At 38.2% G+C, this 14467-nt stretch carries 13 protein-coding genes; 7 read left to right on the top strand and 6 right to left on the bottom strand.

The window, feature by feature from the left end:
• The first annotated feature begins 91 nt into the window (after nucleotides 1–91).
• The 4 genes from OLW01_RS03950 to OLW01_RS03935 all read left to right on the top strand — a co-directional run bounded on the left by OLW01_RS03950 (nucleotide 92) and on the right by OLW01_RS03935 (nucleotide 5852).
• Nucleotides 92–1834 carry a sugar phosphorylase gene (locus OLW01_RS03950; protein ID WP_268075370.1) on the top strand — a complete coding sequence of 581 codons (1743 nt, stop codon included), beginning with the start codon at nucleotides 92–94 and terminating at the stop codon, nucleotides 1832–1834.
• 185 nt (nucleotides 1835–2019) lie between these two features.
• Nucleotides 2020–2721, top strand: a complete 702-nt coding sequence (locus OLW01_RS03945; RefSeq protein ID WP_268075369.1) for a DUF3334 family protein — start codon at nucleotides 2020–2022, stop codon at nucleotides 2719–2721.
• Between the two features lie 158 nt (nucleotides 2722–2879).
• Nucleotides 2880–3641, top strand: a complete 762-nt coding sequence (locus OLW01_RS03940; protein WP_268075368.1) for a sporulation protein — start codon at nucleotides 2880–2882, stop codon at nucleotides 3639–3641.
• 105 nt (nucleotides 3642–3746) lie between these two features.
• Complete coding sequence (locus tag OLW01_RS03935; RefSeq protein WP_268075367.1) at nucleotides 3747–5852, top strand: tRNA(Met) cytidine acetyltransferase TmcA domain-containing protein; 2106 nt, start codon at nucleotides 3747–3749, stop codon at nucleotides 5850–5852.
• A 37-nt stretch (nucleotides 5853–5889) separates the two neighbouring features.
• On the opposite strand, the gene OLW01_RS03930 is transcribed toward OLW01_RS03935, so the two are convergent.
• Genes OLW01_RS03930 through rsgA form a run of 4 tightly spaced genes read right to left on the bottom strand, consistent with a single transcriptional unit; the run spans nucleotide 5890 to nucleotide 9424 of the window.
• The gene (locus OLW01_RS03930; protein WP_268075366.1) at nucleotides 5890–6591 is read right to left on the bottom strand and encodes a glycerophosphodiester phosphodiesterase; all 702 of its coding nucleotides are present in this window, start codon (nucleotides 6589–6591) and stop codon (nucleotides 5890–5892) included.
• A gap of 7 nt (nucleotides 6592–6598) precedes the next feature.
• The gene (locus OLW01_RS03925) at nucleotides 6599–7483 is read right to left on the bottom strand and encodes a DMT family transporter (RefSeq protein ID WP_268075365.1); all 885 of its coding nucleotides are present in this window, start codon (nucleotides 7481–7483) and stop codon (nucleotides 6599–6601) included.
• Between the two features lie 9 nt (nucleotides 7484–7492).
• Nucleotides 7493–8350: an archaetidylserine decarboxylase gene (gene asd / locus OLW01_RS03920; protein ID WP_268075364.1), complete on the bottom strand. Its 858-nt coding sequence runs from the start codon at nucleotides 8348–8350 to the stop codon at nucleotides 7493–7495.
• Between the two features lie 42 nt (nucleotides 8351–8392).
• A complete protein-coding gene (gene rsgA, locus OLW01_RS03915) occupies nucleotides 8393–9424 on the bottom strand; it encodes a small ribosomal subunit biogenesis GTPase RsgA (RefSeq protein ID WP_268075363.1) in 1032 nt (343 codons plus the stop codon).
• A gap of 170 nt (nucleotides 9425–9594) precedes the next feature.
• Here rsgA and orn point away from each other — a divergent pair, with 170 nt between their 5' ends.
• From orn to OLW01_RS03900, 3 genes are all read left to right on the top strand, one after another.
• The gene (gene orn / locus OLW01_RS03910; RefSeq protein ID WP_268075362.1) at nucleotides 9595–10140 is read left to right on the top strand and encodes an oligoribonuclease; all 546 of its coding nucleotides are present in this window, start codon (nucleotides 9595–9597) and stop codon (nucleotides 10138–10140) included.
• A gap of 235 nt (nucleotides 10141–10375) precedes the next feature.
• Complete coding sequence (locus OLW01_RS03905) at nucleotides 10376–10963, top strand: hypothetical protein (protein ID WP_268075361.1); 588 nt, start codon at nucleotides 10376–10378, stop codon at nucleotides 10961–10963.
• 103 nt (nucleotides 10964–11066) lie between these two features.
• Nucleotides 11067–12467 carry a S41 family peptidase gene (locus OLW01_RS03900; protein ID WP_268075360.1) on the top strand — a complete coding sequence of 467 codons (1401 nt, stop codon included), beginning with the start codon at nucleotides 11067–11069 and terminating at the stop codon, nucleotides 12465–12467.
• Between the two features lie 31 nt (nucleotides 12468–12498).
• Here OLW01_RS03900 and OLW01_RS03895 read toward each other — a convergent pair whose 3' ends face one another.
• Together OLW01_RS03895 and gdhA are read right to left on the bottom strand one after the other, a co-directional pair.
• The gene (locus OLW01_RS03895; RefSeq protein ID WP_268075359.1) at nucleotides 12499–12666 is read right to left on the bottom strand and encodes a DUF2986 domain-containing protein; all 168 of its coding nucleotides are present in this window, start codon (nucleotides 12664–12666) and stop codon (nucleotides 12499–12501) included.
• A 415-nt stretch (nucleotides 12667–13081) separates the two neighbouring features.
• Nucleotides 13082–14434, bottom strand: coding sequence for an NADP-specific glutamate dehydrogenase (gdhA, locus tag OLW01_RS03890; protein WP_268075358.1), 1353 nt, complete (start codon nucleotides 14432–14434; stop codon nucleotides 13082–13084).
• Nucleotides 14435–14467 lie beyond the last annotated feature (33 nt).

Raw genomic sequence — 14467 nt, 5'->3', positions numbered from 1 at the left:
TAGGAGTCAGTATATGGCCAGCTTGCTTAGAGCGGGATTGGCCATAATTCGTGTTTTGCAATATAAAATTAAGTAACGATGGAGTATGGTTATGTCAGCGCAACCTCATTCGGAATTAAGCCACAGAGTTATTACCCACATTCAATTTATTTATCCGCATCTTAATGCCGAAGAAATTTGCCAACAATTACTGAGTATTATGCGACTGGACGACAATACTCCGACACCAGCTAATCATCAAAATCACTGGAATCAAGAAGATATTGTTGCTATTACTTACGGCAATAGTTTACTAAAAGAAACCGAAAAACCGTTACATAGTTTACATCAATTCTTCAATAAGCATTTAAAAGGCACTATTAATAGTCTGCACTTACTCCCTTTTTATCCGTATAGCTCCGATGATGGTTTTGCCGTAATGGACTACTCAAAAGTATCCGATTCATTAGGTGAATGGGAAGATATTAGTGCGTTGTCAAAAGATTATAAACTCATGGCTGACTTGGTTATTAACCATTGCTCAAGCAGAAGCTTATGGTTTGACAACTTTAAACAAGGCAAACATCCAGGCAAAAATTTCTTTTTTACGGCCTCGCCCGAAGATGATTTAGAAAATGTGGTACGCCCACGAACGAGTCCACTCTTACGAGAAGTGGTTACCCCTCAAGGGACTAAACATGTTTGGTGCACATTTAGCCACGATCAGGTCGATTTTGATTTCCGGCAAATAGAAGTACTTTACGAGTTTATCAAAATAATTCGTTTGTATTTAGATTATGGTATCCGTATTTTTAGATTGGATGCAGTCGCGTTTTTATGGAAAGAAATAGGTACTAACTGCATTCATTTAGCGCAAACCCATGAAATGATCAGGTTAATACGCTGTTTAATTGAACACAGCGCAAATGAAGCCGTCATCATTACAGAAACCAATGTTCCCAATCATGAAAACTTGAGCTACTTTGGTAATGGTAACGAAGCACATTGTGTTTATAACTTTTCGCTTCCACCTTTACTACTCAACACCTTAATTAGCGGTAATTGCCAGCATCTAAAAAGTTGGATGATGACAATGCCACCCTCACAAATGGGCACAGCATATTTTAATTTTATTGCGTCGCACGATGGCATAGGTTTACGACCCGCTGAAGGTTTACTTAATGACGATGAATTAGCAACCTTGGTTAATACCATCACCCAATTTGGTGGCCGAGTATCGTGGCGTAACGCGAACGGGATACAAAAACCTTATGAACTAAATATTAGTCTATTTGATGCATTGCAAGGCACTTTTAAAGGACCAGATAAATACCAAATCGACCGTTTTATATGCGCTCATGCCATTATGCTTGCGCTTGAAGGTATTCCTGGCATTTATATCCATAGTTTATTTGGCACTAACAATGATTATGACCGAGTTAAAAATACCAGCCACAACCGCAGTATCAATCGCCATCAATGGTCTGTCGAGCAGCTTGAGAGCGAGCTAGAAAATCCATATAGCGCCCACCATAAGGTGTTTAAGCGAATAAAAAGTCTAATTGATAAACGTACCAAGCAGCCGGCATTTCACCCTAATGCAGTGCAATTTACTCTACAATTAGGTGAAAAACTGGTTGGTTTTTGGCGACAAAGCCAAAATCGACAACAAAGTATCTTTTGTATTTATAATATTAGCGATCAAACCCAAACCATCGCGATGACAGATATTAACTTAATTGATACTGCTAACTGGTTTGATTTGATAAATGAAAAAAGTATTGAGGATTTACATAGTGATTTAACTTTAGCACCTTATCAAAGTGTCTGGTTAACTAACTTAGTTCACAAATAAGTTAAAGATTAAAATTTAACAATTAATCTCCCTTAGCTTTAAGCTAAGGGAGTCATGGTATTAACACTTTAAATACACTCGCAAATCTTCAATTTTACTTGCCTTTCAAACACTAAGCGCCTACCTTATACCAACCTAGTGCCTAAACCAACTTGTGACGCTATCTGCATTTTCAGGAAAACAATATGAATAAACCAGCAATAAAGTCTAATAATAAAACCACGGTTATCACCACTGATGACATTTTAGTGATGCTTTGTAAGTCAGTTACAGATGTTTTAGCAAATGCTAACGCCAATATGGTAACTTACTCTGCGCTGGTACAAAAAATAAGTAAAACCAGTTTAAAGCCTGATATTGGTTCTTTTGTTTTATTTGATGGCGGCTTTTCAGGTTTAGTCGTGGTTAATTTTAGCGCTGCCGCTGCAATTGAAATTTACCAAAGCTATATGACAAATATGGGCATTCCGCTCCCTGAACTTTCAACACGCCACACTTCTGATGATGTAGGTAATGTGATGGGTGAATTACTGAATCAGATTTTAGGGGACTTCACCAGTTTAGTTGGCAAAGAGTTGCAAACTTCAATAACTCAAAGCCAACCAAAAATGTTAACCGTAAATAAACAGCTGATTATCTCTATTGATACTAATTTAGACAGACCTCAAGCCAGACGTGTGACATTCACCACTCAAAACGGCAATATTTTTTACCTTGAATTAGCTATGGATAGAACTGAATTTATTAAATTACATGATTTTGTACCAGAAGATTATGATCCGGATGACATTATTCGCGGTGCATCCGAGCAAGCTAAAAAAGATAAGAAAGATGAAAAACCAGATGATGGGTTTGATGCCAGCCTATTAGATGAACTTGGCATATAATATTTTCCACTTTCAAACATTTAATTATCTCAAAGCGTATTGTTACGTTTTGAGATACAGATCTGACCTTTAATAATCAGCCCTACAACCTCTTGCGGATAACTGCCAATTTGCTACTCTAATAAATAGGTAACTCATCACCAGCAAGGAAAGCGGTCATGCCTTTATTAAAATGGATCGAGCAACTCAGCCAACCTAAAACGTTTTTTAACGCCAAGTTAGAGCAATCACAATACGCCCCTGGTCAGTCAATAGGCTTAACCTTATATACCCAAGGTGGGCAACACGAAGAGTATATTCAAACAATCCAAGCTCGCATTACTTGCCAGTTTAACGAATTAGCACAAACTTATGAACAAAGCAAAGTACTGATTACTCAACCCACTTTGGCAAAAAACCTACTGTTGCAACCTAAACAACATTGTCAGAATTTTTATCTCATTGAGTTACCACTAAATTGCCCTGTTTCTAATTCAGCGAATAAAATTAATCTAGATATTGTTTTCTTTACCGCTACAGGCGAAGTGTACACGCAAACTTATCCACTCATTATACGTCATACCCAACTAGGGACTTACTTTTTAAATGCACTAACTCAACTCGGCTTTACACAAACACTATGCTGGGTTAACCAAAATAAATTGCATAAACAAGCAACTTTAAATTACATCCAAAAATTTAAATATAACAATACGACAAACCCCGACTTACCCGATGACTTGTCCGTTACTTTTTGCTTTGAAACATTTATCGATTATTTAGATGTGCATTTACAAATCCAAACCGCGCAGCTAACAACTGAAAAAATTAAATTTAATAGCCGCTTTAGTTTAACCGAACCTAATTTTGCCCATATAAAACAATCGCTGAACCAATTATTAATCAAGTCCAAAAAGTATGACAGCTTTAAAATAGCTTAAATTTACCGTAAATTGTTTCACGCTAAGTCGCCGTTCACATTGCAAAAAAATGATAAGCGCAGCAATTATTGTTACAATGCACTAAAGCATAAAAACGATAAACTGATGTCAAATTTAACCTTATTTCCATTTACTGCATTTAAGCAAGCTGGCTGGCGCTGTGTTGTTATAATTCAAGGCGATCATGCTTGGAGAACGGAACAAGCGACTCAATTATGTCAAGCGGCTAATGGCAATAACGGTTTAATTTTTACTCACACCAACAACCAAACTCAAGCAGGAATAAAACATTATCAGCAATGGCTCGGGCAAGAGTTTGACTATATTTGGATAGACAGCCAAGTAGGGTTAAATCCAGATGCTATTTGTGCATTAGCTGGCAGTATTAAGGCGGGTGGCGTTTTAGTATTAACCCTATCTCAAGATATTTTAATTGATGATCCAGATATTGCCCGGTTTATGCCTTGGCAAGCTCAAAATAAACCTCACTACTCGCTATTTATTCAGCGCTTAATAACATTAACAAAAGCCAGTAAACAAGCTTACTTTGTTTCACAATCTGCGCAAACCCAATTAACACCACAATGGCTTAACGTTCCAACTCAACCTTCTAAAAACTGGCAAAAAATAACGCATTTAACACCTGCCCAAATAGAAATTATCGACCAGGTTAGTCAAAAAAACGCTGGGCATTATATTATTACGGCTGAGCGAGGCAGAGGTAAATCAGCGACTCTAGGTACTATTGCTGCAAAAATACGTCAAACCTCGCCCCTAAGCTCTATTTGCATTACCGCCCCAGCAAAAAACTGCACGTTAACTTGCCAAGCTTGGTTTAAGAAAAGCTTAATATCAGCACAAGTCGACCCAAAAAATATCGAGCTTGATTTTAATGCGCCCGATGCGCTTTTACAAAATAAGCCAGTTTATGATGTCTTAATTATTGATGAAGCCGCAGCTTTGCCAGCTCAAATTTTAAAACAATTGGCACAAATATATCCCTTTATTGTTTACGCCACAACCGAGCATGGATACGAAGGTTCAGGCAAAGGATTTAGCAAAAAATTTATTAATCAACTCAAACTTAAACAATATACCCTTGCCCAATTTAGCTTAGAAAAGCCCATTCGTTGGGCAGTAGGAGATCCGCTAGAAAATTGGTTAAATCGTGTATTTTTATTAAATGCTGAGCCCAATTTAATCTCTGCAAGCGCTCAGGATTCAATCACTTGGTTATCCAAAACTGAGCTTCTTCAGCATGAACACAAGTTACAAGCTGTATTTGGATTATTGATCCAAGCCCACTACCGTACTACGCCATCAGATTTGCGTTATTTATTAGACAGCCCTGATATGCAAGTTTGTATAATGCAAAATCAAGCCCAACAAATAATTGGCGTATGTTTAATATCAATTGAAGGCCCGCTTCCAGCTACATTAGCGAGTGAATGCCAACAAGGAAAAAGACGCCCGAATGGCCATTTAACACCTCAATTAATTGCCGCCCAAACTGGCTATGATGAATTTGCAAAATTAGCTGGTTGGCGAATCGTCAGAATTGCAGTAGACCCTCAATGCCAGCAGCAAGGGCACGGCAGTCAGTTATTAAATTGGCTTTACCAGCAAGCAACAATACAAAACATAGATTACCTTGCTAGTAGTTTTGCGACCAGCGCCAATTTATTTAAATTTTGGCTTAAAAATCAGTTTAATTTGGCTAGAAGCAGCACAACGGCTGAAACCAACACAGGACTATTTTCAAGTTTAGTGATGCGTCCTTTGTCGGCGCCTGCCAAGCAATTACTTCAACATATCGCGCAGCAAAATCATATTCAAATTCGCTATTTATTAACCACAAGGTACCAAAATATCCCAGCGGATCTCATCTGGTTATGGCTAAGTAGTAAACCTATACCGCAATTGCCGACACAAGTCTCTGCTCAAATTAATATGCAGTTTATTCATGGGTTTGCATTTCATGCCAGCAATTACTTTTCGGCCCAAGCAACATTAGCCATGTATTGTATTGATAACGCCACCCATGTTGTAAACACAGTATCTGAATTTGAAAGCGCATTATTGTATCGCGCATTATTATCGCAATGGGAAATGAAAAAACTGTGCTTAACATTTAATTTATCGGGGAAAAAAGCCGTTATTAATAAATTAAGAGAAATTTTTGCGCTGTTATTAGTTAACAACTCAAAATAACTAAAATGAACCTCGCGTTGTGATCGTAAAATTATCTTTAACAAGAAATAGAGTTTAAATATTGAATCGAACGGCTAGGATAATCGGTAAAAATTGCGTCAACGCCCAATTTCAGCATCGCATCAATGTCTTCAATTTGATTAACAGTATAAACCCACACTTGTAACCCCCGTTGATGTGCATCATCTACAAATGCTTGATCAATAAAGTCAATGGCACAATGAACAGACCAAGCTTGTATATCAGTAGCAAATTGAGCATAACTTAAGGGTAAATTGGCAGTTAACGCCCCCAGTTTTAATTCAGGGGCAAGCTGCTTGATTTTCTGTAAACTATGGTGATTAAAAGAGGAAATCAAAAATTGTTCAACCGAAAAATTTAACGCGGCTAACGCATATTCAATTTCAGCTAATACAGCCAATTCGCAATCTGGCGCTTTAAGCTCAATATTCACTAAACAGCTTCCATTAATAAGCTGTAAAACATCACCTAACCTAGGTACAGATTGCCCACCTCCGGCATCTAAGCTTTGTAAATAAGCTAGATCAATATCTTGTGTTAACCCCATCCCATTTGTCGTTTTTTGTAACCACCTGTCATGCAGTACAACCGCCACACCACTTACCATTTGAACATCTAATTCAATACCACTCACACCTGCGTCTAACGCCAACTGAAATGCAGTTATTGTATTTTCAGGTGCAGTGCCGCTGGCACCTCGATGAGCGATAATTTGCATGTGATTCCTAAGTTTGTTTATGCGCGTGTAAAGTTTCGTACATGGCTGCACAGACAACTAAACTGCCACCAATCATGGTTTGTAGGTTGGGGTATTCTGCCAGAATAAATATAGCAAAAACAGTCCCATAAAAAGGTGATAAACAAGATACTAAACTCATGGTTTTAGCTTTAACATGCCGCAGCCCATTTACAATTAATGAATGCGGCAATGCCGTGAATACAACACCCAACAAAATAAGCCATAACCAAGTGGATAACGGTAACCCTACGTAAAAATGATGGTACTCAAATGGAAATAAAATAATCGCCACAACAATCGCTTGAACCATCATATTCTTAGTACCTGTGTAGTGTGAAAACACACGACGATTCATAATATTGCGCGCTGCAAAAAAAACAGCTGAAAACACACCTAACAAAATACCCAAGGTATATTCACTATCTAAACTTAAATCGGGAATTAATAATACAACGCCAATTAACACCACCAGCGCTATCACTATATCTTGCTTATTAGGAATTTGTTTGTGCATTAAAGGTTCAAATAAAACAATCATCACCGGATAGGTATACAAAGCAATCATCCCTGTCGCAACCGTTGAATATTGCATAGCCAAAAAATAAGTAACCCAATGAATCGCCATAAATACACCTAAGATAATGCCATTTATGAGATCTTGTCGACTATTTAACTTAAGTTTCCCCTCGGTCAATTTAACCAGAATAACTAAAAATAATCCGGCGATCACTGCGCGGCCAAAGGTAATTGCATCACCCGGCAATGGAATGAGTTTAGAAAATAAAGCGGTTCCACCTAATAATAAAACGCCAACATGAATTTGTAGCAGAGCAAGTTTTTGCTCTGCTTGAGAGGAGGTAGGTAACGACATAAAACCTTATTAAATAACTTGTGCGATCGACTCGCCCAGTTTTACTTTAGTTTCTGCACCAAAGTCGGCGTTAAATTGAAGAGTATTTTCAGGAAAGGTACAAACAACAGTTGAGCCTAGCTTAAAGCGCCCCATTTCTTGTCCTTTTCGCAAAGTAATATTATCGCTATCTGTATAGTGCCAAGTAAAAGTACGAGCACCTGTTGGCGGTGTAATATTGCCTGCCCATACTGTTTCAATGCTGGCAACTATCATAGCGCCAACCAAAACCATTGCCATTTCACCAAACTCAGTATCAAAAAAGCATACCAACCTTTCATTGCGTGCAAACAACTCAGGTACATGACGTGTAGTAGCGTGATTTACCGAAAATAATTTACCCGGTACGTAAATCATCTTCTTTAATTTACCATCGCATGGCATATGAATGCGGTGATAATCACTTGGTGATAGATATATTGTCGCAAAGTCGCCATTTTGAAATGGCTTAGCATTTTCTTCATCACCGCCTAATAGGGTTGTTAAACTGTAATGATGGCCTTTCGCTTGAAAAATTGAGTCTTGCTCTATTTTCATTGCTTGGCTGACTTGCCCATCAACCGGACTCACAATAGCCGTTTTTGATTCAGCAATTGGACGAGCATCAGGTTTAAGCGCACGAGTAAAAAACTCATTAAATGACTTAAACTCACCAAAGTGTTCTATTTGAGCTTCCGCTAAACTAATATTAAATCTTTTAGCAAAACACTTAATAAAAGTTTGGCTAATCAATTTATTTTCTGACGCTGCCAACCAACCAACAAGTCGAGATAATGCATGTTGAGGGGTACAGTATTGCAACCCAATTTTTATTTTTTCTAATGACACAAAAGTTTCCTTATCATTTTCATTCACTTGTTCAGTACCAATTTAGCTATTGGGGATATACGATGGCTTGTTTTCACTCACTGATTGAATAATTCGGTGGTAGTGCTCAAGCCGAGACGCTTTAATATCTCCATTTTCAACTGCTGCGCGTAAACCACATTTAGGATCATCTAAATGTTTGCAGTCTCTAAATTTACACAAGTGGCGATATTGCTCAAATTCAACAAACCCATCAAATATCTGAGATTCGGTCAAATGCCATAAAGCGAATTCACGAACCCCTGGAGAATCAATTAACTCGCCTGAACTAGGTAAATGATATAAGCGCGCCACAGTAGTGGTGTGTGTACCTAAACCTGAATTATCCGATATTTCATTAGTTAATGCATCTGTTTCTGGCAATAAACGATTTACTAATGACGATTTACCAACGCCTGATTGCCCGACCACAATAGAAATTTTATCCGCCAGCACATCTTCTATTTGAGCCAACCCTTGTGCTTGTTTTACACTCAACCAATAAACCTGATAACCAATGGTTTTATAATAAGCCAATTCTGCTTCAAGCGTTTGTTTTTCAACATCTGTCAATAAATCAGCTTTATTAATTGCAATAACAGGTGTAGCGCCCATATTTTCAACCGCAACCAAATAACGGTCAATAATATGCAAAGATAACTCCGGACGAATTGAAGATAAAATAACCACTTGGTCAATATTCGCAGCCACTGGTTTTACCCCATCATAAAAATCAGGACGCGTTAATAAAGACGATCGTGGCTTAACGGCTTCGATCACCCCTTGATTACCGCTTTCAGCTTGATTTTCACGGCAAATTACCGCGTCTCCGGCGACTAAAGAATCAATCGTTCGGCGAATATCGCAACGTCGTAACTGGCCTTGCTCATCTTCGATATCGGCATGTTGGCCAAATCGACTGATCACTCGACCCTCAAAACTATCTCCCAACAAACTAGTATCGAGCTGAGTTTGTTCAGTTTCGTTAATTTTTTTGTTACGATTAGACTTCATTCGTCTAAGTTGTTGTTTAGTTAATTTTTGTTTTTTTGCCACAGTGCTACTTTTAATGAATAATAATGAAAGATAACCCAAATGGGCGCAATCGTATCAAGCTAACATACAATTTGTTAAGCTGCTGAGCAAATTGCGTATTAACCACTTTTTTAAGATGCTTCTATTGTACACTATGCATTGATAAGAAAGGATGTTGTTTAGGAACATATATGTCATTTAGCGAAAATAACCTGATTTGGCTGGATTTAGAAATGACTGGCTTAGAGCCAGCAACCGATAAAATTTTAGAAATTGCGACCATAGTCACCGACAGTGAACTGAACATTATTGCTGAAGGACCTGTTTTTGCAATTCACCAGTCAGATGAAATTTTAGATAATATGGATGAATGGTGCGTTAACCAACATGGTAAATCGGGTTTAACGCAGCGCTGTAAAGATAGTAGCACCGATTTAGCCACTGCGAGCCAAGAAACCATTAACTTTTTAGCTCAATATGTCCCTGCGGGGAAATCTCCGATGTGTGGCAATAGCATAGGCCAAGACCGACGGTTTATGCATATTCATATGCCTGAATTAGAGCAATTTTTCCATTACCGAAATTTAGATGTCAGCACAGTTAAAGAACTTGCACGACGTTGGAAACCCGAATTGTTAGAGGGGTTCCAGAAAAAAGGCGCACATTTAGCGTTAGATGATATAAAAGAATCTATCGCTGAGTTAATTGAATACAAAACGCATTTTTTCAAACTATAAATCCCGACCGTTTTTGATCTTACAAACGATACACAATCCATAAATACACCGTTTTTAACTAAAACGGTGTAAGTTTATGAGCCCCATCTACTTAGCCTACTTAGGCATTTACCAATAAATCTAATAAATCGCATAAAAAAATAACCAATGTTTTTTGTTTTTAGACTACACTTAATTTTGTTATGAAAAAATAAAATAAAATTTCACGGTCAACTTACACGGCGGAGCACACGCTATGGAGCAATACAAAGTATTGATGTTGGTTAGCTGTCTATTAATTAGCATTCAGGTAAAGGCAATTGAATCCAAAACTGTTTTAACCAATAAAGAATCCACTTTAGCTTATTTTCAACTCGACCCAAATCAAGCCGTGTCATTAAAGGCTAAAACAACGCCTAATATTTCTGGCGCTAGTACCAAACAAACACAAAAACAAGTCTATGTAATTGCTCAGGTAGATTTGCGTAACCAAAGCCATTTAACCGGCATTAGTTATCGCTATCCATTTTCAGCTAGAGTCAATTTAAAAACCAGTTTGCTTTATCAAAATGATCTGACGGATAAAACCGTTAAACGACGCCAACCTAGTACAAATTCAAACGATAGCATTCAACTTGAAGCAGGCACCGGCATTAAACTTTCATCAAGGTTACGCCTTTATAGCGCTGTGGTGTATCGTATGCCACAACAGTTTGAACAAAACCGTTTAGGGTTAAAGTTAACCAGTGATTATTATTTTAATCGTCATATTTCAGCAGGTATGCATGCACAAATTATTGCTGAAAATAAAGTTTATGGTGTGCATGGCAGCTTTCACTTTTAATCGGAAAATTGAAACAAATTGGTAACAATTAACTTGATTCTCTGATTCTCTCGCATTATTCTCTAACTTCTAAAAACAACATCTAAAATTAGGGAAAATAACAATGCGCTTAGGATTAAAATTACCGCTTATTGCTGCGACTATCGCTGTATTATCATCTTGTGGCGGCTCCTCAGATTCTGACAATTCACTTTCTCAATCAACACTCGAAGAAAAATGCTCCAAGGACAGTTTGCATAGCTATTGGTATGATACTTTAGCGCTGGAATACTTATGGCTTGATGAGTTATCTATCCCCAAGAAAGCGTTTGCCAATTATACAGATACCAATGAGTTGCTAGAGGATGTCGTTGCAGCCGGCGACAGGTTTAGTTATGCGATTCCAACGGATCGCTGGGAAGAGACCATTACAGGCTCAGGATTAGATTATGGTGTCGAATTCGGCCCTGTTAACGGTGAATTAATTGTCTATCAGGTTTACCAAAATTCACCTGCTGACGTAGCAGGCTTAAAGCGAGGTGATAAAATCACAAAAATAGGTATGGTTGCTGCAACGACAGTTGTCGATTGGCTATCCGAACCTTATCAGCTTACAGAGTTTTTTGATTTATTAGGTCCAGATACACAGGGATACTCACTTAGATTTTCTTGGACTACGCCTCAAAATATAGAATTTAGCCAATTAATTCAAAAAGAAAAAATTACTATTAATACCGTTGCACTTGCTAAAGTTATTTCAACTAACGCGGGTAATGTCGCTTATTTGTCTTTTCCTACTGGCTTTTTTGAAAATAGCGCAGATGAAATTGATAACGCATTTAGCTATTTCAAAAACCAAAATATTGACCATTTTGTGTTAGATTTACGTGACAACGGTGGCGGTTTATTAAGTGTAGCAGCCAGGTTATCGCTTTACCTAGCAGGGGATAAATTAGATGGCGAAGTATTTTTAAATATCACCCATAATCAAAACCTCGTAAGTTTAGATGCGGACTTTACCGTTGAAGATTTAATCAATAGTGAAAAAGGCGCTAGCTACAATCAAATACTAAGCAATAGTTTAAATTTAAATGAGTTGGTTGTACTAACTAATGGCCGCTCAGCCTCCGCCAGTGAGTCAGTCATTAATGGATTAAATCCGTATTTAAACCTCACTCAAGTTGGCCAAGATACTTATGGTAAACCCGTAGGATTTTATGCCAATAAAGGTGAACAAGATGGTTATGATATTTGCAACCAGACTTTGCTCGCGGTTAATTTTCAAACTGAAAATTCACTTGGCTTTGCCGATTATTTAAATGGCTTGGAGGCAGGTTGTGAAGTGAGCTCAGATTACCCAGCTGGTGACTGGGCACAGCTGGCCGACCCAGCTCAAAGCGCTGCATTATATTATCTTGAAAACGGCGAGTGTAAACCATCGACAGCAGCCAAGGCATTAACAGCCCCAGCAAACAGTAAAGTTTATCAACCTATTACTATTCCAGGAATGCTATTAGCGCCGTAACGTTTCATCATGAATACAACGAGCAAAAAAATTAAGCTGGCGTTTGAACCTGAGCTATCGCTTGCTCGGCTTCGAGCGTTGGGCTCTCGGCGCGATCCGCTTTTGAAATATACTTAGGCTTATTTGAACGGACATTTTTAGCATTCGCTTTTTTAGCTCGTTTTTTTAAAATTGTATTAATTTTTTTCTTACGGTTCATAAAACACCCAAATTTATAAAGTATCAACCGCCCTATTATACCCATCAAAAAAACATTTTGCGCTAAAGAGTTTTGGCTAACTAAATAACTAGTGCCTGCTCATTGGAACATCTGTGTGTTACTCGTTATAAAATCGCTCAAGCGACACATTTTTTTGAGCCTCGCGGGTTATAAGCTTTAAGCATTAATTATATCAATTAACGCAGCAATACACCTTAACCTCAACTCAGGTTAAGGTGCATTCTAACTAATTGAATTATTTAACCTTATAGCTCTGCATGGTTTCTAACGAGTATTTTTTACGTGGACAAGGTAAATTCACGCGTCATAGCTAGCCTATTGCAAAAGAATTTAACAAAGTCCCCGCTAAAAAAGGCCGTTTGAAACATATTCATTAAACCGAGTTGAGGTTAGCTTACACCACTCCTTGCTCTATCATAGCATCGGCGACTCTACGAAATCCCGCAATATTAGCGCCTAATACCAAATTCCCTTGCTGGCCAAACTCTTTGCTAGCTTCATTTGCATTCACAAAAATATTTTTCATTATTTGTTTAAGATGCCCATCTACTTCGTTAAAAGTCCACCTTTGCATGCTCGCATTTTGTGCCATTTCTAACTGACTGGTTGCTACACCACCAGCATTGGCAGCTTTAGCTGGTGCAAAAGCAATATTCGCCTCCAAAAAGGTATTAACTGCATCTCTGGTCGTTGGCATATTAGCGCCTTCGCTAACCAGCTTACATCCATTTGCAATTAAAGCATCAGCATCTATTTGAGTTAATTCATTTTGTGTCGCACAAGGAAACGCTGCATCTGCGTTATAATGCCAAACCGCATGACCATCCTGAGGGTACTCTGAAACCGGCGTGAAAATAGCATTCGGATAAGTTTCTAAATAGTTAATCAAACCCAGTTTTTGAACCTCTTTTAACCGTTTAAGTAATTTAAGATCAATACCTTCAGCATGATAAATAGTTCCTGTTGAATCACTACAACTCACAGGCAATGCGCCTAACTGATACAATTTTTCTATTGCATAAATTGCTACATTACCTGCCCCAGACACTAGACATTTTTTCCCTTTTAAACTGTCTCCTCGCTCATTCAACATATAATCTGCAAAATAAACAGTGCCATACCCAGTTGCTTCTTTTCGGGCTAATGAGCCACCCCAAAGTAGGCTTTTACCGGTTAAAACCCCTTCGTATCGCCCTGTTAACCGCTTATATTGACCAAACATATAGCCAATCTCACGAGCACCTACACCAATATCCCCAGCTGGCACGTCTGTATGCGGTCCAATATGACGATAAAGTTCATTCATAAATGACTGGCAAAAACGCATAATCTCGCCATCTGACTTACCTTTGGCAACAAAATTAGCACCGCCTTTACCACCACCTATGGGTAGGCCTGTTAATGCATTTTTAAAAATTTGTTCAAAGCCTAAAAATTTTATAATACTGGCATTCACAGAGGGGTGAAACCTTAACCCCCCTTTATATGGCCCGAGCGCCGAATTAAATTCGACGCGATAACCTTTGTTAACCTGAATAACACCATTATCATCAACCCAAGGCACCCGAAACATAATTTGTCGTTCAGGTTCCACAATACGCTGAATAATAGCTTGATTTTGATATTGCTGATTACTTTCTAGTACAGGCGCCAGCGAAGTTAACACCTCTTCAACCACCTGATAAAACTCTGACTGCGCAGGGCTACTTTGCTTTAAGCTTTCTATAGTTTGGTGAATATATGTCATCAAATAACCTTCTACATAAGTGGTTCAGCATAA

Source organism: Catenovulum adriaticum (genome assembly GCF_026725475.1).
Classification (GTDB): domain Bacteria; phylum Pseudomonadota; class Gammaproteobacteria; order Enterobacterales; family Alteromonadaceae; genus Catenovulum; species Catenovulum adriaticum.
This window is presented reverse-complemented; position numbering and strand designations above follow the sequence as displayed.